Here is a 22,418-nt window from a genome sequence, read left to right as displayed (position 1 = left end):
TTCCCGGCTCCAGTGGGTGTGACGTTGATCGGATGGCGTGGGGGGGGAGGCGTCTCGCGCGCCGGGCCCGCCGGGTTCGCCGAGGCCGTCGGAGCCGCCGGTCCGCGGACACGTGGCTCTGGTGCCGGGCGTGCCGGGGCACGCCGTTGTGTCCCGGGTGGCCGAGGGCCGGTGGGTGGTGGGGTGTCACGGCGGCGGGCGCTCGCCCCGCCCTGTCCCGGGCCGCGGTGCGTCCCGGGACAGGGCGGGGCGAGCCCTGTGCGGGCCGGCCCCGGGCGGCTAGTAGATGCCCTCCGGTGCCGACCGGACGACCTGCAGGGGTCGTACGTTGGCGACGCCGTCGCACGGCCAGGCGTCGCCGGTGTCGTAGCGGACGGCGAGGTCGCGTTCCAGGATGTTCGGCAGGAAGAGGTCGTCGTGCAGGACGGTCAGGCGGACCTGGCCCTGTTCGCCGTACGGGACGACGCTGGACCAGTCGTCCTTGTCGACCACCGCCATGGTGACCTGCGGGTAGTTCGGCAGGTAGGGCATCAGCGCACCGTCGTTCTCCACGGGCAGGGCGACCGTGTTGCCGAAGGTGTTGGCGTAGGTGACGACGACGAGGTCGCCGCCGAGGGCCCGGTGGAAGGAGCGGCGCATCGCCGCGGTGGCGTGGGTGCCGCTGAGCCGTACGCCGCTCAGTCGCGCCACCAGTTCCGGCCGGGCCTTGATGAACGCCTGGAGGAGTGCGGGGGTGGTGACGAGGTAGTCGACGGGCTGGCTCTCCAGTACGGAGGCCATCTGGTCGACGATGTGCGAGGTGTAGTCCTGGGCGTCCTTCAGTCTGCCGTCGCGCAGCAGCCGCTTGACCCAGCGGGGGTCGAAGTCGATGCCGTAGACGCGGCCGTCGTACATGTCCGCGAGGTCGACGGCGCCGTGGCCGATGAGGTGGGGGCCCGTGGGAGTGGCCTGGAGCCAGCCTCGGCCGGGCTGGAAGCCTTCGCGTTCGATGACCCAGCGGCGCCAGGCGGCGCGCTGCAGGAGCATCGGCTCGGTGTAGAAGACGCGACAGGGGCTGCCCGTGGTACCGCCGGAGTCCCAGATGCGGCCGGCCAGGGGCCGGGGTACGGCCAGGGGTACCAGGTCGGCTGGGTCGAGCGTGCGCAGTTCGCCGAGCGGCATCGGGCCGAAGGCGGCGAGGTCGTCGTACCGGGTGATGTCGCGTGGGTCGACGGCGAGTTCGGCGGCCCGCTTGAGCCAGTACGGGCTGCCGGTGTCGGGGTCGAAGTGGCGGCGGACCACGCGGCGGGTCCAGGCGTCGATGTCCTGGGCGAGCCATTCGTCGATGAGGGGGGTGACGTCCTTCACCGTCTTCACCTCGCCACTGCTTCGCTGGCGGTGGCGACGGGTTCCACCGGGGGCAGGTCGATACCGAAGTCGTACACGGCTGTCATGGCCTCGAAGACGTGGTCCGGGGATTCGACGTGGACTACCGGGAAGTCGGCGTTCTGGAAGGTGCCGAAGGCGGCGGGGCCGAGGACCAGGCCCAGTTCGGTGCCGGCGTCCTCGAGGCCGCCGATCATGTGCGGCACGCTGACCGGGTCGGTCGGGTTGCGGCGGAACAGGTCGCGGATCTCCTCGCCCGTGGTGAGCGTCTTGCGCTCCATGCACGAGTGGACGGGGACGCGAGGGTTCTTGAAGGTGATGGCGTCCAGCGTGGGCGCCAGGAAGTCCGTGATGTGCCGCTGCAGCGGTGAGTGGAAGGCGCTGCCGTGTTCCTCGGCGATGTGCAGGGCGCCGGGCGGCAGGGTGGCACCGAAGGCTTCCAGGGCGGTGCGGTAGCCGCCGAGCAGCACCATGCGTTCGTTGCCGGTGCCCACGGGGCCGAGGTCGGCGGAGAGATGGACGTCGGGGACGTCGGCGACGAATGCGCCGGGGTCGGTGTCGAGAGGCACGCGGAGCATGGCGACGGCCTGTCGCGGGGAATCCGGTGAAGGACCCGGTACTTCTCGCAAACGCATCAGGAAGGTGAAGAGTTCCTGTCGTTCCACCGATCCGGCGAGGCTTGCGGCGACGAGCGCACCGAAACTGAGCCCGCATACCGCAGTGGGCGTGATTCCGTATTCTTCGGCGAGTACGTCGGCGATTCCGAGAACGGCGGCGGCCTGGCGAATGGCACCGACTCCTTGGCGATGCTCCTGTCCGGGCTCTCTTTGTTCGTTGAAAATGCGCTGAACGTCGAGGCCGGTCCAGTCGGCTATTTGGGCATAGGTCCGCTGCACGCTGGGAAAAAGTTCGTACAGCTCGGTACCGGCTCCTGGCTGATCATTCATGCCGCCGTCGAGAACATACGCAAGTGTCACTCAGAACCCCCGTTCCAGCCCGCCCGGTGAGGGGTGGGCAAACACCGCTTAGCGGCGATCGTCGACGAGGGCCCATGTGGCCTCCGTCACTTCTTGCAGGTCACAACTACCTGCGAGTCGCATGGCTGTTCGGCAATTTCATCCAACCCCCGTCAGCGATCTCGTGTCAAGCGAAGACTTCCTGTGAGGACGCTGACGGGAGGTCAGCACCGCGCCGTGCCGGGGGAGTTTATACGATCAAGATCATTTGGTTGCGCCGAGGGGCAGGCGGTCGGCGCCGAGCTGCTCCCAGACCTGGTCCAGGGCGTCAACGAATCCGCGCACCTCGTCCGCGGTGTGCACGGCACCGGGCGCGACCCGCAGGATCTCCTCGCCGACCCGTACGCTCGGGGCGTTGATCGCCTGCACGTAGATGCCGTGCCGGTCGAGCAGCAGGGCGGACATCCGCTTGCACAGGGCCTCGTCCCGCACCAGGACGGACACGATGTGCGTCTGGTCCGAAATGAAGGGAATGCGCCGCTCGTTCAGCAGCCGGTGCATCAATTGTGCGTTTGACCACAGCTGCTCGCGTTCGGCGTCGGAGGACCGAAGGTGCCGCACGGCGGCCAGGGCGGCGGCGGCCACGGCGGGCGGCAGGGCGGTGGTGAAGATGAAGGAGCGGGAGAACATGCGCACCGCCTCGATCACGTCGCCGGGGCCGGCGATGTAGCCGCCGGTGGTGCCGAAGCCCTTGGCGAGGGTGCCCATGATCACGGTGAAGTCGTCGGCGATGCCCTGCCGGGCGGCGATGCCGGCGCCCTCAGGGCCGTACATGCCCACCGCGTGCACCTCGTCGAGGTAGGTCATCGCCCCGTGGCGCTTGGCGATGTCGGCGATCTCCGGCAGTGGGGCGATGTCACCGTTCATCGAGTACACGGACTCGGCGACGATGAGCTTGGGCACGTCCGGGTCGGCAGCCGCGAGCAGCTCTTCCAGGTGTGCGGTGTCGTTGTGACGGAAGATCCGCTTCTCGGCGCGGCTGTGGCGCAGGCCGTCGATGATGGAGGCGTGGTTGAGCGCGTCGGAGAAGACGACGCAACCCTCCAGGCGGCCGGCGATGACCGAGAGCGCGCCGTCGTTGGCGGTGTAGCCTGAGGTGAACAGGAGGGCGTCGTCCTTGCCGTGGAGCGCGGCGAGCTCCTTCTCCAGCTGCACGTGATAGTGGTTGGTGCCGCCGATGTTGCGCGAACCTCCGGCGCCCGCACCGTACTTGTCGACCGCTTCCTTCATGGCGTCGAGCACGGCGGGGTGTTGGCCCATGCCCAGGTAGTCGTTGCTGCACCAGACGCTGATGCTGTCCGTGCCCTCGATGTCGCGCAGGCTGGCCGCGGGGAACCTCCCGGCGAGTCGGCCGATCTCCAGGAACTCCCTCTTTCCTCCGTCAGAGCCTTCGATGAGGCGGGAAAAGAGGTCCAGATATTGGGTCGTCACGTTTACTCGCTTCGCTTTCGGGCTGACTGAGGCCACGTGCACGTACAGGCGACTGAGATCTGAGGTGAGACCGGCGGCTAAGGCCGACTTGCGGCCGCCCCGGTTGGAAGCGTCGCCCCTGGAATCGTGCGGGGCCAGCGGCTCGCCGTCCTCGATTTCGAGGAGGCAGGGGGAAGTAAGGTCTGTATACCATCCCTTTGCCTATGGCGTCCAACCTTCCTTGCGGGGACGCTTATTCGGCACAGACAAGCGGCAACCGGGACCGACCGTACGGAAACTGACAACAAGTCAGTCACCTGTTGCCTCGTGCACGTGATCATGCAATCCTGCTCCGACCAAAATGTGCTGCGAAGTGGAGTTTCGGTGACTTCGAACGAGAATTACGCCCGCCGGGTTCTGGAGGCGTTGACGTCCGATCCCGACCGGATCGCCCTGTGGCGGGACGGCGAGGAGTACACCGCGGGCGAGTTCTCCCGGACAGTTCTCGCGGCGGCGGAGGTCCTGCGCCGGCACTTCAAGGAAGATGAAACTCCGATTGTGGCGGTACTGACCGTCACCAATAGTCCGGCCACCGTAATCCTGCGTTATGCGGCCAACCTCGCCGGGGCCACGGTGGTGCACCTGCACTCCACGAACGCGGTGGACCCCACCGACCAGCTGGCCGCCGCAGCCCGCCACGAGATCCTCGCCACGACCCGGCCGACGTTCCTCGCCGTGGACAAGGCGAACGCGGACGCGGCCCGCGAGCTGTGCGCGCGGCTTCCCGAGCCGCCCCGGCTCACCGCGCTCGACGCGCTCGGCCCCGACGTCCTGGACCTGTCGGCGGGCGACCCGGACTCCTTCGACCTCGGCGCCGTCGAGGCCGACCCCGAACAGCCGGCCGTGGTCCTCTTCACCAGCGGGACCAGCGGCAAGCCCAAGGGTGTCACCCTGCCCTACCGCGTCCGGAGCCTGTACCTCCAGGCAGGACTGCAGTCTCCGGAACCCGTCGTGTACCTGTCGACGCTGCCGGTGAGCCACTCCAACGGCTCCGGCGTCGACCTCGCCCTCGCCTCCGGCGGAACGGTCGTCCTGCATGACGGGTTCGAGCCGGGTGAGGTGCTGCGCGCGGTGGAACGGCACCGCGTCTCCGCGCTCACCGTCACCCCGCCGCAGCTGTACATGCTGGTCGACCACCCGGACCTCGCCGCCACGGACCGGTCCAGCATCAGGATCATCTCCTACGGCGGCTGCCCCGTCGCCCCGGCCCGGCTGGCGGAGGCCGTCGAGGCGTTCGGGCCGGTGCTCCTGCAGTTCTACGGCACCACCGAGACCAGCGGCATCAGCGTGCTGATCCCGCCGGACCACTTCGACCCCGAACTGCGGGCCACCGTCGGACGCCTGACCGCCGAGGTGCGCATCCGCGACGTGGACGACCACCGAGACCTCACCCCCGGGGAGGTCGGCGAGGTGTGCGTGCGCACCCCCTTCACCATGCTCGGCTACTGGGGTGAGCCGGAGCTGACCGCCGCGACCGTCCGCGACGGCTGGGTGCACACCGGCGACCTCGGTTCCCTCGACGAGAAGGGGTACCTGCGCCTGCACGGCCGGCTGGGCGAGGTGATGAAGACCAACGGCATCCGGGTCCATCCGACGGATGTCGAGAACGCGCTGCTGACCCATCCGGAGGTCGCCCAGGCCGCCGTGTACTGCGTGGTGGACGACGACCGCGTGGAACACATCCACGCCGCCGTCGTGCGCCGCCCGGGCACGAGCGCCGACGCCGGCACGCTGATCGGCCATGTCGCCGCCGAGCTGTCCCCCCAGCACGCGCCCGCCGTGGTCACCTTCCACGACGCTCTGCCCCTGACGGGCGCGGGCAAGCCGGACAAGCAGGCACTGGCGGCGCTCCACACGGGCGTCGCCTGATGCTGACGGCCGCCTCCGTCCTCGCCGAGTCCGCCGGGCGACGCCCCGACCACCCGGCGCTCGTGTTCGGCCCGGAACGCTTCACCTACTCGGAGCTGTGGCAGGCCACCCGCCGGTACGCGACGGTACTGCGGGAGCACGGTGTGCGCCCCGGCGACCGGATCGCCCTGCTGCTGCCCAACACCCCGCATTTCCCGATGGTGTACTACGGCGTGCTGGCACTCGGCGCGGTGGCGGTCCCGGTGCACGGGCTGCTGCGCGCCGAGGAGATCGTCCACGTTCTGCGCGACTCAGGGGCGAAGGCCCTGGTGTGCGCGGGGCCGATGCTGGCACAGGGCGCGAAGGCGGCGGAGGTGGCCGGGGTCCCGCTGCTCACCGTCATGGCACCGGACGGCGCCGACACGGTCGCGGGCGTCGGCGGTCCGCCGCGCCTGGACGTCCTCGCGGAGCGGGCGGAGCCCCTGGACCGGCTGGTACCGCGCGCGCCCGACGACCTGGCACTGGTGCTGTACACCTCGGGCACCACCGGCCGGCCCAAGGGCGCGATGATCACCCAGCTCAACCTGGTGATGAACATCAGCACCACGATGCGCTCGCCGTTCGACCTGGGCCCCGACGACGTGCTGCTCGGCTGCCTGCCGTTGTTCCACACCTTCGGTCAGACCTGCGGGATGAGCGCCTGTTTCCTGGCCGGCGGCACCCTGGTCCTCATGAGCCGCTTCGACGGCCCCGCCGCGCTCGACCTCATGGTCACCGAGGGCTGCACCGTGTTCATGGGCGTTCCGACCATGTACCTCGCTCTTCTGGACGCCGCCGCCGCCGACGCCCGGCGCCCCGCCCTCGACCGCGCCTTCTCCGGTGGGTCGGCCCTGCCGGTCAAGGTGCTGGAGGAATTCGAGGAGGTCTACGGCTGCCCGATCTACGAGGGGTACGGCCTCACGGAGACGTCGCCGGTGGTGGCGTACAACCAGAAGGCGTGGCCGCGCCGGCCCGGCACCGTGGGGCGTCCCATCTGGGGCGTGGAGGCGGAGATCGCCGCAGCCGACGTCGAGGGCCGCGTCGACCTGCTGCCGCCCGGCGAGATCGGGGAGATCGTCGTACGGGGCCACAACGTCATGGCCGGCTACCTGGGCCGGCCGGAGGCCACCGCGGCCGTGCTGGTCGACGGCTGGTTCCGTTCGGGCGACCTGGGGGTGAAGGACGCCGACGGATACCTGACCATCGTCGACCGCAAGAAGGACATGGTGTTGCGCGGCGGCTACAACGTCTACCCGCGGGAGGTCGAGGACGCGCTCATGCGCCACCCGGCCATCGCCCAGGTCGCCGTCATCGGCGTCCCCGACGACAGGTACGGCGAGGAGGTGTGCGCCGTGGTGCGGGCCCGGCCGGACGCGGTGCCGGACGCGGACCTGGCGGCGGACATCGTGTCCTGGAGCAGGGAGCGGGTCGCCGGGCACAAGTACCCGCGGCTGGTGGAGTTCGTCGAGGACTTCCCGCTCGGGCCGAGCGGGAAGGTGCTGAAACGGGAACTCGTGGCCCGCTTCGCCGGCCGTCGCTGACGGCGTGGCCCGCGCCGGCTGTCCCGGCCGGCGCGGGCACGTGAGGCCGCCGGGTCAGCGGCCGGCAGCGGTGCCGGCCCGCTCCTGAAAGGCCGTCAGGTCCTCATACAGGGCCGCGATCACCTGCTCGCCGCGCTCGGCGAGATAGAAGTGGCCGCCGCTGAAGGTGCGGACCCGGAAGTCGGCACGCGTGTGCTCGGCCCAGGCCCGCGCCTCGTCCGCACGCACCTGCGGGTCGGTGTCACCGGTGTAGACGCGCAGCGGGCAGCTCAGCGCGGGCCCCGGCCGGTAGGCGTAACGCTCCACCGCCGTGTAGTCGGCGCGCAGCGCGGGGATGATCATGCGCACCACGTCCTCGTCGTCCAGCAGCGCCGAGGCGGTCCCCTCCAGTTTGCGTATCTGTGCGATGAGCCCGGCGTCGTCCCGCAGGTGCACGGTGTCCTCGCGCGTGCTGCCGGGCGACCGGCGCCCGGAGACGACCAGCCCGAGCAGCCGCCCGTCCAGTTCCGCCTCCATACGGCGCGCGGTCTCGAAGGCGAGGGTGCCGCCCATGCTGTGCCCGAAGAACACCAGGGGCCGGTCGGCCTGCTCGCGCAGCGCGTCGACGATGCCGTCCACCAGCGCGTCGACGCTGGTGAGCGCGGGTTCCGAGCGGCGGTCCTGGCGCCCCGGGTACTGCACTGCCAGCACCTCGGCGCGGGGGGTCAGGCGAGCGGACAGCGGCTGGAAATAGCTGGCCGATCCGCCCGCGTGCGGAAAGCAGACCACCGTGACGTCACTGTCCGGCGCGGAGTGGAACCGCCTGATCCAGCGTTGCCTCAGTTCCTGCGCATCAGCCATGTGCTCTCCCCGTTTCGTCGCGCTGACGGGCTCGTCCGAGCGAGGACGCCCCGAGGCCCCACCTTTCCCGACGCGCGCTGAATGATCAAGTCTGGTCCGCAGCCGGTACGACTCCCCCACACACACGGAAGGCCGCTCTCTCCTTCACGAGAGAACGGCCTCCGACCTGCGAAACGCAGAGTCGGGACGACAGGATTTGAACCTGCGACCCCTTGACCCCCAGTCAAGTGCGCTACCAAGCTGCGCCACGTCCCGGTGCCGTTTGACCTGGGGTTTCCCCGGTCGAAACGCGCAGAGAAACCATACCGCACTCGGGTCGGTGATCGCGCATCCCTTTGCCCATTGACCTCAGGTTTGGTTGAGGTTGCACGATCGTCGACATGACGATCACAGCGGACGAGAGCCGTACGTACGGCTACGACGACCTGCCCCGGCTGATGGGGCTCATGACCGGCGACGAGAAGCACGGTCCGGCGGCCACCTCCACGCTGGACGTGCTGTGGGTGCTCTACGACCGGGTCCTCCGGGTCGCGCCTGAGCGGCGGGACGACCCGGCCCGGGACCGCTTCCTGCTCAGCAAGGGGCACGGACCCATGGCGTACTACGCCGTGCTCGCCGCCAAGGGGTTCGTGCCCGTCGACTGGCTGCCGGCCTTCGGGTCGTACGACTCCCCGCTCGGGCACCACCCGGACCGCGTGCTGGTGCCGGGGGCGGAGATCGGCAGCGGGTCCCTCGGGCACGGGCTGCCGATCGCCGTCGGCACCGCGCTGGGCCTGCGGGCACAGGGCCGGCCGGACCCCGCCGTATGGGTGCTGATCGGGGACGCCGAGCTGGACGAGGGCAGCAACCACGAGGCGATCGCCTTCGCCGGGCCGGCCGGACTGGACCGGCTGCACACCGTCGTGATCGACAACTCCTCCGCCAGCCATGGCCTGCCCGGCGGGATCGCCGCCCGGTTCGAGGCCGCGGGCTGGTCCGCGGTGACCGTCGACGGGCGCGACCACCAGGCGCTGCACGCCGCGTTCACGGCGCCGCATCCGGGCCGGCCGCACGTGGTCGTGGCCCGCGTCGAACCGAAGAACGCCTGACCCCCACCCACTCTCGGAAAGGGCACACCTCCATGGACACCATGCGCGACCGTTTCGCCCCCGTCGTCTCCCGGCTGCTGGACGAGGACCCGCGGGTCGCGGTCGTCCTCGCCGAGATCGGCCGGGACGGGTTCCGCGAGGCCGAGCGCCGGCATCCCGACCGGGTGATCAACGTCGGTATCCGGGAACAGCTGCTGATCGGGGCGGCGGCCGGGCTGGCGCTCACCGGGCTGCGGCCCGTCGTGCACACCTTCGCCAGCTTCCTCGTGGAGCGGCCGTTCGAGCAGGTCAAGCTGGATCTGGGACACCAGGACGCGGGCGCGGTGCTGGTGAGCGCCGCGGCGTCCTTCGACTGGCCGGCCGGCGGCCTCACCCACATGGCTCCGGGCGACGTGGCCCTCCTGGACACGCTGGACGGCTGGACCGTCCATGTCCCGGGACATCCGGACGAGGCCGAGACACTGCTGCACCACGCGGTCGCCGCGGGCGACGACAAGGTGTACGTCCGGCTGTCCGTGCAGTCCAACCGGCAGGGCCGGGTGATCGACGGGCAGCACTTCGTCACGGTCCGCGAGGGCCGCTCGGGTGTCGTCGTCGCCGTCGGCCCGGTGCTGGACGCGGTCCTCGCCGCCACGGAGGGCCTGGACGTGACCGTGCTGTACGCGACGACCGTGCGCCCCTTCGACGCGGCCGGACTGCGCCGGGCGACCGAGGCGGCCGGTACGGACGTCGTGCTGGTCGAGCCGTACCTGGCGGGTACGTCGACGGCCGCGGTGAGCGAGGCGCTGTCCGACGTGCCGCACCGGGTGCTCGGCCTCGGCGTCGGCCGCCGTGAGCTGCGCCGCTACGGCACCATCGAGGAGCATGTGGCCGCCCACGGCCTGGACGCGGCGACCCTGCGGGAGCGGATCGGCCGCTTCGTCGGCGCCGGGCGGGTGCGGGTGGGCGGGTGAACCCCCGGAGCCAGTGGACGTGGTGCCGGACGACCTCGGTCGCCACGAGGGGGACGGTCGGGCCCCAGACGGCGATCATGTAGAGGCACCAGACGGCGATCACACCCCACAGCCAGGTACGGGAGCGGAACTCCCGCCAGCCGTCGACGAGATCGTCGCGGAAGGCGCGCAGCGCGGAGCCGGTGGCGGCCCGGGTGCCGGGGGTCATCCCGACTGCTGCCCTCCCCGCCGTCCGGCCGCCGCCCGGCGGAGCCTCCCCGCGCCGGCCGCCGCGTACCGCTTCCGCCGCGCGGGATCATGCCATCCCCCGGCCGCGTCCGCCGGGCTTTTCAGTCCGCGGACGGAAGCCCCAACTCGGGGTGTGTGTCCAGGAGTCGGGGCGGGGCGGCCTGGCGCCAGGAGTCGGCCAGGATGTCCCGCAGCTCGTCCTCGTCCTCCAGTGCGGCGAGTCTCGCTCTCACCCAGGCGAACTGGGCCTCGTGGTCGGCGATCCAGAACTTCGCCGGCTCGGCCAGCACGAGTTCCTCCCGCTCTTCCTTGGGACAGCGCACGGCGATGGACGTCTCGTCCTCGGGAAGGGTCGCGAACATCTTCCCGGCCACCCGGAACGTGGGCATGCTCCAGGCCACCTTCTCCGTGGTGTCCGGCAGGGACAGGGCGATTCGGCGTACGTCTTCTGCATCCGGCATGCGACGCACCGTAGCTGCTGCCACTGACAGTCATCGGCGAGGAGTGTCCGACCGCCGGCGGCAGGAGGCTTCCAGCCGCTTGCAGGAGAGGTCGGGGGCAACTCGCCCATGGGCTCGCCGCGTAGTCGCGGAGGGTGCCGGCCGCGGCCCGGCCGGCCGAGCGGTACAGGTGCTCGGTGGGGCTGCCGGTCTCGGTGTCGAGGGGGAGCAGGGTGCGGCCGTCGGTGGTGTTACGGAAGCCTCACGTCCGGGCCGCCTGGCCGAGTGCCTCCAGCACCGGGTGGATCAGCGGATGCCCCTCGGCTCCCCGGCGGACGGCGGCGAAGACCCGGCGGGTCGGCGCGACGCCGTCGACGGGACGTACGACCACGCCGGCGAGGTCCATGCCGCGCAGCGCGGAGCGCGGTACGAGGGCCACGCCCGCGTCGGCCGAGGCGAGGGCGACGACGGCCCGGAAGTCGTCGGAGGAGTGTTCGAGACGGGGCTGGAAGCCGGCGCTCTCGCAGGCGAGGACCACCACGTCGTGGCAGGGGTTGCCGGGGTACGGGCCGATCCAGGCGTCCTTGGCCAGTTCGGCGAGCGGGACCTCCGGCGCGTCTGCCAGACGGTGTTGGAGGGGTACGACCGCGTCGAACGGCTCCGCGTAGAGCGGGACGTGTGTCAGGCGGGGGTCGTCGGCCGACGGGGCGCCCCGGTATTCGACGGCGACCGCGACATCGACCTGCCGGTCCAGGACCATGGGCAGGCTGGCGTCCCCCTCCGCGTCCTGGACTCGGATCCGTATGCCGGGCGCCGCGGCGGCGAGCCGGGCCACGGCCGGGGCCACCACCTGGGCGATGCCGGTCGCGAAGGCCGCCACGGTGACCGTGCCCGCCTCGCCCGAACCGTAAGCGGCCAGCTCGGCCTCGGCGCGTTCCAGCTGGGCGAGGACCACGTTGGTGTGGCTGAGCAGGATCTCGCCGGCCGGGGTGAGCCGGACCCCCTTGGCGCTGCGCTCGACCAGGCGGTGGCCGGTCTCCTGCTCCAGCGCCGTGAGCTGCTGCGAGACGGCGGAGGGGGTGAGGTAGAGCGCGGCGGCTGCCGCGGTGACCGTGCGGTGGTCGGCCACCGCACGGAGGATGTGCAGCCGCCGCGCTTCGATCATGCCTCCATTATCCCAGGGCGTCCGCCCTGGTCAGCCCTCCAGTTCGGCGCGCGCCGCGATGAACGCGTCGACCGCGCGATCGACGTCGTCCGTGGAGTGCGCGGCGGACAGCTGGACGCGGATGCGGGCCTGGCCCTGCGGGACGACCGGGTAGGAGAAGCCGATGACGTAGACCCCGCGCTCCAGCAGCAGTTCGGCCATTCGGGCCGCCTTCGCCGCGTCACCGATCATGACGGGCGCGATGGCGTGGTCGCCAGGAAGGACGTCGAAGCCCGCGTCGGTCATCCGGCGGCGGAACAGCGCGGTGTTCTCGGCGAGCCGGACGCGCAGGTCGTCGGCGGACTCCAGCAGGTCGAGGACCTTCAGGGAGGCGGCGGCGATCACCGGGGCGAGGGTGTTGGAGAACAGGTACGGGCGGGAGCGCTGGCGCAGCAGGGCGACGATCTCGGCGCGGGCGGCGACATAGCCGCCGGAGGCGCCGCCGAGGGCCTTGCCGAGGGTGCCGGTGATGATGTCGACGCGGTCCATGACGCCGTGCAGTTCCGGGGTGCCGCGGCCGGAGGGTCCGACGAAGCCGACGGCGTGCGAGTCGTCGACCATGACCATCGCGTCGTAGCGGTCGGCGAGGTCGCAGATCTCGGCGAGCGGCGCGACGTAGCCGTCCATGGAGAAGACGCCGTCGGTGACGATCAGGCGGCGCCGGGCGTCGGACGCCTCCTTCAGCTTGGCCTCCAGGTCCGCGAGGTCACGGTTGGCATAGCGGAAGCGGCGGGCCTTGGACAGGCGGATGCCGTCGATGATGGAGGCGTGGTTGAGGGCGTCGGAGATCACCGCGTCCTCCTCGCCGAGCAGGGTCTCGAAGACACCGCCGTTGGCGTCGAAGCAGGAGGAGTACAGGATCGTGTCCTCCTGGCCGAGGAACGCCGACAGCCGGGCCTCCAGCTCCTTGTGCACCTCCTGGGTGCCGCAGATGAAGCGGACGGAGGCCATGCCGTAGCCCCAGCGGTCCAGGGCCTGGTGGGCGGCGGCGATCACCTCGGGGTGGTCGGCCAGGCCGAGGTAGTTGTTGGCGCAGAAGTTGAGGACCTCGCCGGGGCGGCCACCCGCGCTGACGTTCACGGTCGCGGACTGCGGGGTGTCGATGACCCGCTCGGGCTTGTGCAGGCCGGCGGCGCGGATCTCGTCGAGGGTGACGCGCAGGTCGTCGCGGACGGTCTTGAACATGGGGACTCCTGAAAGTACTGACGGGGCAAGGGAGTTCACGGACTACGGCTGGGACGGCGGTGACACGCCCACACGGCTTGCGCGCTGCCACGGCTCACGCGCTGCCGTGGCCTGCGCGCTGCCGTGGCTCACGCGCTGCCGTGGCTCACACGGTCCAGTCGAGGATGACCTTGCCGCCCCTTCCGCTCGCGGCGTCGGCGAAGGCGGCCTCGAAGTCGCGGTAGTCGTACCGGCCGGTGATCACCGGAGCGAGGTCGAGGCCGCCCTCCAGCAGCACCGACATCGCGTACCAGGTCTCGAACATCTCACGGCCGTAGATGCCCTTGATGGTGATCATCGAGGTGACGATCCGGGCCCAGTCGACCGGGAACTCCTGGGCGGGCAGACCCAGCATGGCGATCCGGCCGCCGTGCGTCATGTTGGCGATCATGTCGCGCATGGCCTCGGGGCGGCCGGACATCTCCAGGCCGATGTCGAAGCCCTCGCGCAGGCCCAGTTCGCGCTGTCCGTCGGCGATGGCGGACTCGGCGACGTTCAGGGCGAGGCTCACCCCTATCTTGCGGGCGATCTCCAGGCGCTCCTCGCTGACGTCGGTGATGACGACGTTGCGGGCGCCCGCGTGCCGGGCCACGGCAGCGGCCATCAGGCCGATCGGACCGGCGCCGGTGATCAGCACGTCCTCGCCGACCAGCGGGAAGGACAGCGCGGTGTGGACGGCGTTGCCGAACGGGTCGAAGATCGCGGCGACGTCGAGGTCGACGGGGATCCGGTGCACCCAGACGTTGGAGGCGGGCAGGGCGACGTACTCGGCGAACGCGCCGTCGCGGCCGACGCCGAGGCCGACCGTGGCCCGGCACAGGTGGCGGCGGCCGGCCAGGCAGTTGCGGCACTTGCCGCACACCAGGTGACCCTCGCCGCTGACCCGGTCTCCTATGCGGATGTCGGTCACGTCCCGCCCGACCTCGACCACCTGCCCGACGAACTCGTGACCGACCACGAGCGGCGTCCGGATCGCCTGCTGGGCCCAGCCGTCCCAGGCCCGGATGTGCAGATCCGTGCCGCAGATACCGGTCCGCATGACCTTGATCAGTACGTCACCGGGGCCGATGGCGGGCTCCGGGACGTCCGTCAGCGAGAGTCCCGGCTCCGCCTTCTGCTTGACCAGCGCCTTCAACGCTACGGCTCCTGTGAGTGAGGTCCCGGCCCGCCGGCATGCCGAGGCAGCCCGCACCGGGGCAGAGGGGTGGAATCACCCTGCAATCTGCCGTATACGCGAGCCGCGGTCCATCGAGCTTTTCTTAACCGGCGCCTCAGCTTTCCTTCATGCCCTCGCGATGTCCCCCCGAAATGCCTTCAATCACGCCCCTCACCCCTCTCTTCTCGCGTCACAGAGGCAGACCGTCGCCGGTACTCCGTTCGAGGCGTACGACGAGGTCGGCGGCGAGCGCCTTGATGGTCTCCAGGCCCGGCCTGCCCCAGGCGCGGGGCGCCGTGTCGGCGGCACACACGGTGCCGAGCGCCATACCGGAGCTGTCGATGAGCGGGGCGCCGAGGTAGGAGCGGATGCCGAGCTCGTCGACGACCGGGTTGCCCGCGAACCGCGGGTAGTCGCGGACGTCCTCCAGCACCAGTGCCTTGCGGCGCACCACCACATGGGGGCAGAACCCATGGTCGCGGGGCAGCACCCGGCCGATCTCGATCCTGCTGCCGTCCTCGCGCACGATCGGCGCGGTGGCGGGGGCGCTCAGGCCCGCGAAGAACTGGTGGTCCTCGCCGATGAAGTTGACCATGGCGTAGAGCGCGCCGGTGAGCTGGGTCAGGTGGCCGGCGAAGGCGTCGAGCACAGGGTCGGACCGGTCCGCCAGGCCGAGGTGGCGCAACCGGTGGACGCGGGCGGGGGCCTCCTTGTCCTCGGGTGTGAGCAGCAGACCCCGGACGGGTCGGGGCGGCTCGTAGCTCATGGCCGGGCTCCGTCGCTGTGGGCGTACCTCATATAGGGGCTCCGTGGGCGGTAGGTCGGGATCACATGTGGGCGCCATGGCTGGGCGTGGGCGCCGGGGCGTGGGCGAGGAGATGGCGTACGAGGGTGAGCAGGGTCTGCACGCCGGAGCTGGAGATCCGGGCGTCGCAGCGCACCACCGGGACCGCCGGGTCGAGATCGATGGCGGACCGCACCTCCTCGGCGTCGTAGCGGTGGGAGCCGTCGAACTCGTTGATCGCGACGATGAAGGCGAGGCCGCGTTCCTCGAAGAAGTCCACGGCGGCGAAGCAGTCCTGCAGCCGGCGGGTGTCGGCGAGGATCACCGCGCCGAGCGCGCCCTCGGACAGCTCGTCCCACATGAACCAGAACCGCTCCTGCCCCGGTGTGCCGAACAGGTACAGCACGTGTTCCGGATCGAGGGTGATCCGGCCGAAGTCCATGGCGACCGTGGTCTCCATCTTGTTCTCGACGCCGTCGAGACTGTCCGTGCCGACGCTGACCGTGGTGAGCAGCTCCTCCGTGCTGAGCGGCGCGATCTCGCTCACCGCGCCCACGAAGGTCGTCTTGCCGACGCCGAACCCGCCCGCGACCAGGATCTTGAGCGCGGTGGGGAACGGGTCAGAGCTGTCGTCGTAGTCCATCGAGCACTGCCTCCAGCAGAGACCGGTCAGTGGGTGTGTGTTGGTAGGCGGGCGGCTTGGTGGTCAGCGCACCGCAGTCGACCAGGTCCGAGAGCAGCACCTTGGTGACCACTGCGGGCAGTTTCAGCTGCGCGGCCACCTCCGCGACCGAGACGGGCGCGCGGCACAGTTCGAGTGCCTGCGCGTGTTCCGGGCCCAGGTAGCCCAGCGGGGTGACGCCGGTGGCCATCACCTGCGACATCAGGTCGAGGGCGATGCTGGGCTTGGTGCGGCCGTTGCTGACCGTGAACGGGCGCACCAGCCGCCCGGCCGCGTCGTCCAGCCAGGGCCCGTCGCCGACTGCGGCCACGCTCAAGTCCTCGTCGCCGCGGAGTCGACGGCATGCTGCCGGGGGGCGGTCACGAGATAGGGGCGCACGCTCTTGACCAGCATCGCCATCTCGTAGCCGAGCACCGCCGCGTCGGCCTCGCGGCCGGCCAGCACGGCGAGACAGGTGCCGGAGCCGGCGGTGGTGACGAAGAGAAGGGTCGCGTCGAGTTCGACGACGACCTGGCGGACCTCCCCGCCGTCACCGAACCGGACGCCCGCGCTGCGGCCGAGGGAGTACAGGCCGGAGGCCAGGGCCGCCATGTGGTCGGCGCTGTCGACGTCCAGGCCGTGCACGGACTTCACCAGTCCGTCGCAGGACAGGAGCACCGCGCTGGTGGTGTGGGGTACGCGCTGCACTAGGCCGCTCAGCAGCCAGTCGAGGTCGGATGCGTGGACGGTCGGCGCATCGCTCGCCATGGTGGATCGACTCCTTGGGGTACGAAGATCTGCGGGAGCGCTGGGGGTGGGGGTACGACGTGCGGGTGCGGAGGTGGTCATCCGGCCGGGGCGCTCCCCTCGGTGCGGCCGGTACCGCGACTGCCGTCGGTCGCGGGCGCGTGGGCATGCGCCTGGCGTATGGGGGCCGGGTCCATGGGTTCGGGGACCGTGTGGTCCGAGCCCGTGTGGTCCGGGACCGTGTGGTGAGAGGCCGGGTGGTCCGGGCCCATGTGGTCCGGGCTCATGTGGGGGGAGGCCGTGTGGTGTGAGCCCATGGTGCGAGAGCCCGTGTCGGGGGTGCCCATGGGGTGGTAGCCCTCGGAATCCAAGCCCATGTGACCGTACGCCGATGTCCTGAGCACGGAGGCGTCAGCCGCGGGCGTGCCATGCACGGGGGTGTCATGCACAGGGGTGCCATGCATGGGCGTGCCATGCGCAGGCGTGCCATGCGCAGGCGTGCCATGCGCAGGCGTGCCATGCGCAGGGGTGCCATGCACGGGGGTGCCATGCATGGGCGTGCCATGCGCAGGCGTGCCGTATTCCGGCTCCGCGTAGTCCGATTCGAGGTTCTGCTGGGCCTCGGCGAGTCCGATCCCGCGTTGGAAGGCGGCCATCAGACCGGGGTCGTGGCCTACGACGGTGCCGGCGTCCTGGCGGGGCGCCGGGCCGCCGCGCAGCTGGGGCACGATGTGCTCCTGGGCGCGCCGGCGGGGCAGCCGGGGCTTGTCCATGGTGCCGCGGACGGGACCTAGACGAGGAGTGGGCAGGACCCCCCCATGCGCCTCCACCACCGCCCGGTCCTCAGCGCTGACGCCGGGTACGGCCTCGGCGGGGGTGGGCCGCCTCTCGTCGGCGCCGCGTACCGGAAGCGGGGGCGGGGCACCTCCGTGCCGTCCACGCGTGGCGCTCTCCGTTCCGCGCCGCCCGGATCCGCGCTGCGCGTGCCGGCGCCGCCCGGTGGCCGGAGCGTCCGCGAGGCCCGCCCCGGCGCCGGTACCGCTCCCGGTCGCGGAGCCGGTCTCGGTCGAAGGGCCGTTCCCCGTAGCGCTCTTGACGTCGGCCCCGCTGTGGGAGGAGAGACCGGCTCCCGGCCGGGCCCCCGGTTCCTGCGTGGGCGCCGGCACGGACGCCCGTACCCGCTGGGCCTCCCCGGTGTCCGCCGGAAGCGGGACCTGCGGCTGGGACTGCGGCTGCCGCTGCGGCTGGGGCTGGGACTGCGGCTGCCGCTGCGGCTGGGGCTGGGACTGCGGCTGCCGCTGCGGCTGCGGCTGCGGCTGGGGTACGGCGGCATCGGCACCCGCCCCCGGCACGATCGGCGCGTTGCCCAACAATGCCTGCGGGACGACGAGTACGGCCTGCACACCGCCGTAGATGTTGCTCTGCAGCCGTACATGGATGCCGTGCCGACGGGCGAGCTGGGAGACGACGTAGAGACCGATGCGGCCGTCGGCCAGCAGGCTGGCGACGTTGACCTGGTCGGGATCGGTGAGCAGGGCGTTCATCCGGTCCTGCTCACCGACGGGCATGCCCAGTCCGCGGTCCTCGACCTCCACGGCGAGCCCGGAGGTGACGAGGTTGGCGCGCAGCAGCACCTGGGTGTGCGGCGCGGAGAACACCGTGGCGTTCTCGATGAGTTCGGCGAGCAGGTGGATGACGTCGGCGACGGCGTGACCGCGCAGTTCGCCGTCGATGGGCGGCACCAGTTTGACCCGGGAGTACTGCTCGACCTCGGCGATGGCGGAGCGCAGCACCTCGGTCATGCTGACCGGGTTGCTCCACTGCCGGCGGGAGACGGCGCCGCCGAGCACGGCGAGGTTCTCGGCGTGCCGCCGGATCCGGGTGGCCAGGTGGTCCACGTGGAACAGGCCCTTGAGCAGGTCCGGGTCCTCGATCTCGTTCTCCAGGTCATCGAGGATCGAGATCTCCCGGTGCACGAGGGACTGAAGCCGGCGTGCGAGGTTGACGAACACCTCCAGCTTCTGTTCGCTGCCCGTCTGGCTGGAGAGCTGGGCGGCCCGCACGACGGCGGTGACGGCGCCGTCGTGCGCGCGGGAAAGGTCGGCGGCGAGCAACTCGAAGTCGTCGGCGTCCGCGGGGGGTCGGCGGCGCGGGCCGCGCCGCGGCGGGACCTCGCCCTGCCGCAGCGCGTCGACCAGGGTGTGCAGGTCGGCCTCGCCGCGTGCGGCGGTGCGGCGGAGTGCGTCGACGCGGTCGGAGACCGTCCGCGCGGCGCGGTCGGCGGCCACGGCGGCGATCAGGATGCCGGCGACGGCCACGGCGACCGCTCCGGAGAGCACGGCCCACAGGACGGGACCGGTGCGTGCGCCGGTGGAGCGGATGCTGAACAGGACCGCGGCGCTGGCGCTGAGCGCGACCGCGAGGGGGGGCAGGACGGCGAGCCTCATGAGCTGGGGCCGTATGTGCGTCTCGGACAGTGCGGGAGCGGGACGGGCCATCGGACGCCCGTGTCGGCCGCCCTCGCGACGGTCGTCGCGGGCGGCCGGTGCTCGGAGGTGAGACATCTGCGTCCTCGTACTGGTCCGTCGGGCCTGGTCCTCACGCGGTGCGCGAGGCGGGCATGGGTCATCGCGGTGTCGGTCGGCGGAACCGGCGAACCCCGCCTCCCGCCGCGACGGACACTCACAGTAGTTGCCTGCGCCTCACGTGCGGTGGGCAGTTGACAAAAGCATCCGAGGCGCGTCCCGCTCTGGTATGAAGCGTCGTACGACAGACCGATAACCGGGCCGGGTCGCGCTGACCGAGCCGAAAGGCAACGAAAAGACCTGATCAAAAGCGATCACGAGAGGAAGGCGGCCCGGGGAACGGCGTCCGGCCGGGCCGACCGCTCGCCCTGCCGCGACGCCCGGTCTGCGACTCGACCGGCGACCTCCACCCCGCCCATCCCCCGGGCGCCGCTCGCCCGTGATCGTCACGGAGAGTGTCGACTTTGGCCTTGCATTGGTGGCATGCGAGGCCGGGCGCTACCGCGGCCAGAACGGCGCACGACAGCACGAAGGGGGAGCCTGTCCGGCTCCCCCTGAGGTGGCGGCTGTCGGGCGGAAGGGTCGTCAGCCCCGCGCCGGCGGCTCCGCGACGAACGCCCCGACCGAGCGCCAGGTGCGCCGCATGTCTCCCGACACGCCTCGCCACCACGCCTCCGCCGGCAGCTTGCCGGCGGGTTCGAAGGGCTCGCCGGGGCGGGGCAGGGCCACCGCCTGGCCGGCCTCCTCGGCGACCTCCTTGGTCCACTCCCCGGGCTCGGCCCAGGGGTGCGGGGCGAGGTTGAAGGTGCCCCAGTGGATCGGCAGCAGCGCGCCGTGCGGCGCTCCGCCCTGAAGGTCGAGGTGGGCGCGCAGCCCCTCCTCGGGGGTCATGTGGATGTCGGGCCAGAACTCGCTGTACGCCCCGATCTGGATCATCGTGGCGTCGAACGGACCGTGCGCGGCGCCGATGTCCTTGAAGCCGTCGAAGTAGCCGGTGTCGCCGCTGTGGTAGATCCGGTGCTCCTCGCCGGAGACGGTCCAGGACGCCCAGAGGGTGTGCTGGGTGTTGCGCAGGCCCCGGCCGCAGAAGTGGCGGGCCGGGGTGGCGGTGAGGGTGAGTCCGCCGACCCGGGTGGACTCGTGCCAGTCCAGCTCACGCAGCCGGTCCGGGGAGACGCCCCAGTGTTCGAGGTGGGCGCCGACGCCGAGCGGCACGGCGAACAGGGTGTCCGTGCCGGCCAGCGCCTTGATGCTGGGCAGGTCCAGGTGGTCGTAGTGGTCGTGGGAGATGACGACCACGTCGACCGGGCCGAGAGCGGCCAGCGGCAGCGGCACCGGATGCAGCCGCTTCGGCCCGGCGAAGGGGAACGGGGAGCAGCGCTCGCCCCAGACCGGGTCGAACAGGACCCGGTGACCGTCGATCTCGGCGAGCACGCTCGAGTGGCCCAGCCATGTCAGCCGCAGTCCGGTGGCGGGCGGCTTGGCCAGGTCGGCGAAGGTGGTGGGGTGCACCGGGACGGTGCCCTTGGGGGCCCGCAGCGGCCGGGTGTCCTTGTCGAGGAACACCTTGGCGAGGTCGAGAGTGGAGCCGGAGGGCCGGGTGCGTGCGGGGCCGCCGGGGTTCTGGAAGACACCGTCCTTGAAGTGCGGCGAGCGGCGGATGCGTGCCAGGCGCTCACCGCCCGGGTCCGCGCCGAAAGCGGCGGGCCGCAGCGCGCGCAGCCCGGAGCTCGAAGAACGCAAACCGGTCACGGTACCTCCCGGTGGAGTGGGTGAGGCCCTCCATTATGGTCGGCCCCTCCGACGGTCCGGGCACGGCAGGGTGCGCTCCGCGGATACTGAAGATCCGTTCAGCGCGTTGACAGGGGTCCGACCGCCTCCGGACACTGACTCACCGTTCAGTAGCGTCGGCCGTCGTCCCCGTCGGTGCCGCCTTCGTTCCCTCGGCATCCGCCATGATTCCCCTCGCAACCCGCCCCCGCTCCTGCGCCACCCGGCCCCGCTCCTCCGCCGTCCGTCCCCGCTCCTTCGACGTCAGCCCCGCTCCCTTCGGTATCCGCTCCCGCCCCCATCGGAGACCCCATGACCACCCCCCTGATCTCGCTCGTCTGGACCGATCACGTCACCGGCCGCCAGGGCTTCCTGGTCGTGGACCGGCTGGTGCGGGGGGTGGCCAGCGGCGGACTGCGGATGCGGCCGGGCTGCACGCTGGAGGAGGTGGCGGGTCTGGCCCGCGGCATGACGATGAAGGAGGCCCTGCACTACGACCCCGAGGGCCGCTACATCCCCCTCGGCGGCGCGAAGGGCGGCATCGACTGCGATCCGCGGGACCCACGCGCGTACGGGCTCCTCGTCCGCTACCTGCGCGCCATGGCGCCGTACATCGAGAGCTGCTGGACCACCGGCGAGGACCTGGGCCTCAGCCAGGACCTGGTGGACCGCGCGGCGGCCGAGGCGGGCCTGGTCTCCTCCATCCAGGCGGTGTATCCGCTGCTGGACGACGAGTCGGCGGCCCGGCAAAGACTCGCGGCCGCCTTCGCGGTGGAGGTGGACGGCATCGGCCTGGACGAGCTGGCCGGCGGCTGCGGGGTCGCCGAGTCGGTGCTGGCGGCCCTGGACCGGGCGGCGGTGCCGTACGCGGGCACGCGGGTCGCCGTGCAGGGACTGGGCACCATGGGCGGGGCCACCGCGCGCTTCCTCGCGCGCGCGGGTCTGACGGTGGTGGCCGTCGCCGACCTCAAGGGCACGATCGCCAATCCGGCGGGGCTCGACGTGGAGGCGCTGCTGGCGGCGCGGGACGGCTACGGCGCTGTCGACCGCGGCGCGCTGCGCCCGGACGACCGGGAACTGCCGGGCGACGCATGGCTGTCCACGGAGGCGGAGGTGCTGGTACCGGCCGCCGTGTCGTACGCGGTCGACAGCGCGAACCAGGAGCGCGTCCGGGCTCGCTGGATCGTGGAGGCCGCCAACATGCCGGTCGTGCCCGAGGCGGAGGCGCCGCTGGCCGCGCGCGGGGTGACGGTGCTGCCGGACGTGGTGGTCAACTCCGGGACGAACGCCTGGTGGTGGTGGACCCTGTTCGGCGACATCGGCGCGGACGCCGACGAGGCGTTCGCGTACATCCGCCGCTCGATGCGCGCCCTGGTCGGCCTGATGCTCGACCGCGCCGAGACCGACGGGACGACCCCGCGGGCGGCGGCCCACGCCCTGGTGACCGAACGGCTGCCGGTGATCGCGGAACGGTTCGGCTGGTACCGCTGAGGGATCCGACGGCTTCGGCGGCACCGGG

The 22,418-nt window shown here is 71.6% G+C and carries 19 protein-coding genes, 1 tRNA gene and 2 pseudogenes; 5 read left to right on the top strand and 17 right to left on the bottom strand.

Annotation, left to right across the window (positions count from 1 at the left end; all coding sequences use genetic code 11):
* Positions 1-279: 279 nt before the first annotated feature.
* The 3 genes from ACIGYR_RS03105 to hemA form a co-directional block, all read right to left on the bottom strand.
* Entirely contained in the window at positions 280-1,356 is a 1,077-nt protein-coding gene (locus ACIGYR_RS03105) for an arylcarboxylate reductase (RefSeq protein WP_391842120.1), read from the bottom strand.
* Positions 1,353-1,934, bottom strand: a complete 582-nt coding sequence (locus tag ACIGYR_RS03100; protein WP_400014126.1) for a hypothetical protein — start codon at positions 1,932-1,934, stop codon at positions 1,353-1,355. Before ACIGYR_RS03100 ends, ACIGYR_RS03105 begins: the two co-directional genes overlap by 4 nt.
* Before the next feature lie 651 nt (positions 1,935-2,585).
* Positions 2,586-3,812, bottom strand: coding sequence for a 5-aminolevulinate synthase (gene hemA / locus ACIGYR_RS03095; protein ID WP_399605313.1), 1,227 nt, complete (start codon positions 3,810-3,812; stop codon positions 2,586-2,588).
* Positions 3,813-4,175: 363 nt separating this feature from the next.
* On the opposite strand from hemA, the gene ACIGYR_RS03090 reads away from it, so the two are divergent.
* A complete protein-coding gene (locus tag ACIGYR_RS03090; RefSeq protein WP_399605316.1) occupies positions 4,176-5,720 on the top strand; it encodes a class I adenylate-forming enzyme family protein in 1,545 nt (514 codons plus the stop codon).
* Complete coding sequence (locus ACIGYR_RS03085; protein WP_399605723.1) at positions 5,717-7,279, top strand: long-chain fatty acid--CoA ligase; 1,563 nt, start codon at positions 5,717-5,719, stop codon at positions 7,277-7,279. Before ACIGYR_RS03090 ends, ACIGYR_RS03085 begins: the two co-directional genes overlap by 4 nt.
* Before the next feature lie 54 nt (positions 7,280-7,333).
* Here the strand turns inward: ACIGYR_RS03085 and ACIGYR_RS03080 are convergent, their stop codons facing one another.
* Complete coding sequence (locus tag ACIGYR_RS03080) at positions 7,334-8,119, bottom strand: thioesterase II family protein (RefSeq protein ID WP_399605318.1); 786 nt, start codon at positions 8,117-8,119, stop codon at positions 7,334-7,336.
* Positions 8,120-8,300: 181 nt separating this feature from the next.
* Positions 8,301-8,374 (bottom strand) — tRNA-Pro (locus tag ACIGYR_RS03075).
* Between the two features lie 125 nt (positions 8,375-8,499).
* Here ACIGYR_RS03075 and ACIGYR_RS03070 point away from each other — a divergent pair.
* Together ACIGYR_RS03070 and ACIGYR_RS03065 are read left to right on the top strand one after the other, a co-directional pair.
* Complete coding sequence (locus ACIGYR_RS03070) at positions 8,500-9,207, top strand: transketolase (protein WP_399605320.1); 708 nt, start codon at positions 8,500-8,502, stop codon at positions 9,205-9,207.
* A 32-nt stretch (positions 9,208-9,239) separates the two neighbouring features.
* Positions 9,240-10,160, top strand: a complete 921-nt coding sequence (locus tag ACIGYR_RS03065; protein WP_399605322.1) for a transketolase family protein — start codon at positions 9,240-9,242, stop codon at positions 10,158-10,160.
* Positions 10,161-10,179: 19 nt separating this feature from the next.
* On the opposite strand, the pseudogene ACIGYR_RS03060 reads toward ACIGYR_RS03065, so the two are convergent.
* The 12 genes and pseudogenes from ACIGYR_RS03060 to ACIGYR_RS03005 form a co-directional block, all read right to left on the bottom strand.
* Positions 10,180-10,359: pseudogene (locus tag ACIGYR_RS03060) on the bottom strand (MFS transporter); the annotation flags it as partial.
* A gap of 130 nt (positions 10,360-10,489) precedes the next feature.
* The gene (locus tag ACIGYR_RS03055) at positions 10,490-10,849 is read right to left on the bottom strand and encodes an MmcQ/YjbR family DNA-binding protein (RefSeq protein ID WP_399605324.1); all 360 of its coding nucleotides are present in this window, start codon (positions 10,847-10,849) and stop codon (positions 10,490-10,492) included.
* 86 nt (positions 10,850-10,935) lie between these two features.
* Positions 10,936-11,069 (bottom strand): annotated as a pseudogene (locus tag ACIGYR_RS03050) (GNAT family N-acetyltransferase); the annotation flags it as partial.
* 21 nt (positions 11,070-11,090) lie between these two features.
* The gene (locus tag ACIGYR_RS03045; protein WP_391842103.1) at positions 11,091-11,993 is read right to left on the bottom strand and encodes a LysR family transcriptional regulator; all 903 of its coding nucleotides are present in this window, start codon (positions 11,991-11,993) and stop codon (positions 11,091-11,093) included.
* Positions 11,994-12,023: 30 nt separating this feature from the next.
* Entirely contained in the window at positions 12,024-13,217 is a 1,194-nt protein-coding gene (locus ACIGYR_RS03040) for a glycine C-acetyltransferase (RefSeq protein ID WP_391842101.1), read from the bottom strand.
* 145 nt (positions 13,218-13,362) lie between these two features.
* Entirely contained in the window at positions 13,363-14,391 is a 1,029-nt protein-coding gene (tdh, locus tag ACIGYR_RS03035; protein ID WP_391842099.1) for an L-threonine 3-dehydrogenase, read from the bottom strand.
* Between the two features lie 211 nt (positions 14,392-14,602).
* Positions 14,603-15,178: a GAF domain-containing protein gene (locus tag ACIGYR_RS03030; RefSeq protein ID WP_391842097.1), complete on the bottom strand. Its 576-nt coding sequence runs from the start codon at positions 15,176-15,178 to the stop codon at positions 14,603-14,605.
* 61 nt (positions 15,179-15,239) lie between these two features.
* The gene (locus ACIGYR_RS03025; RefSeq protein WP_391842095.1) at positions 15,240-15,839 is read right to left on the bottom strand and encodes an ATP/GTP-binding protein; all 600 of its coding nucleotides are present in this window, start codon (positions 15,837-15,839) and stop codon (positions 15,240-15,242) included.
* Positions 15,817-16,188, bottom strand: coding sequence for a DUF742 domain-containing protein (locus tag ACIGYR_RS03020; RefSeq protein ID WP_391842093.1), 372 nt, complete (start codon positions 16,186-16,188; stop codon positions 15,817-15,819). Before ACIGYR_RS03020 ends, ACIGYR_RS03025 begins: the two co-directional genes overlap by 23 nt.
* Before the next feature lie 2 nt (positions 16,189-16,190).
* Positions 16,191-16,625: a roadblock/LC7 domain-containing protein gene (locus ACIGYR_RS03015; RefSeq protein ID WP_391842091.1), complete on the bottom strand. Its 435-nt coding sequence runs from the start codon at positions 16,623-16,625 to the stop codon at positions 16,191-16,193.
* Between the two features lie 77 nt (positions 16,626-16,702).
* Positions 16,703-19,168: a sensor histidine kinase gene (locus tag ACIGYR_RS03010; RefSeq protein WP_399605328.1), complete on the bottom strand. Its 2,466-nt coding sequence runs from the start codon at positions 19,166-19,168 to the stop codon at positions 16,703-16,705.
* 546 nt (positions 19,169-19,714) lie between these two features.
* Positions 19,715-20,881: an MBL fold metallo-hydrolase gene (locus tag ACIGYR_RS03005; RefSeq protein WP_399605330.1), complete on the bottom strand. Its 1,167-nt coding sequence runs from the start codon at positions 20,879-20,881 to the stop codon at positions 19,715-19,717.
* Positions 20,882-21,211: 330 nt separating this feature from the next.
* On the opposite strand from ACIGYR_RS03005, the gene ACIGYR_RS03000 reads away from it, so the two are divergent.
* Positions 21,212-22,390, top strand: a complete 1,179-nt coding sequence (locus ACIGYR_RS03000; RefSeq protein ID WP_399605332.1) for a Glu/Leu/Phe/Val dehydrogenase dimerization domain-containing protein — start codon at positions 21,212-21,214, stop codon at positions 22,388-22,390.
* Positions 22,391-22,418 lie beyond the last annotated feature (28 nt).

It is taken from the genome of Streptomyces sp. NPDC053076, from assembly GCF_044546845.1.
Classification (GTDB): Bacteria; Actinomycetota; Actinomycetes; order Streptomycetales; family Streptomycetaceae; genus Streptomyces.
Note: the sequence above shows the minus strand (reverse complement) of the source record. Positions and strands in the feature narration are given on the sequence as shown.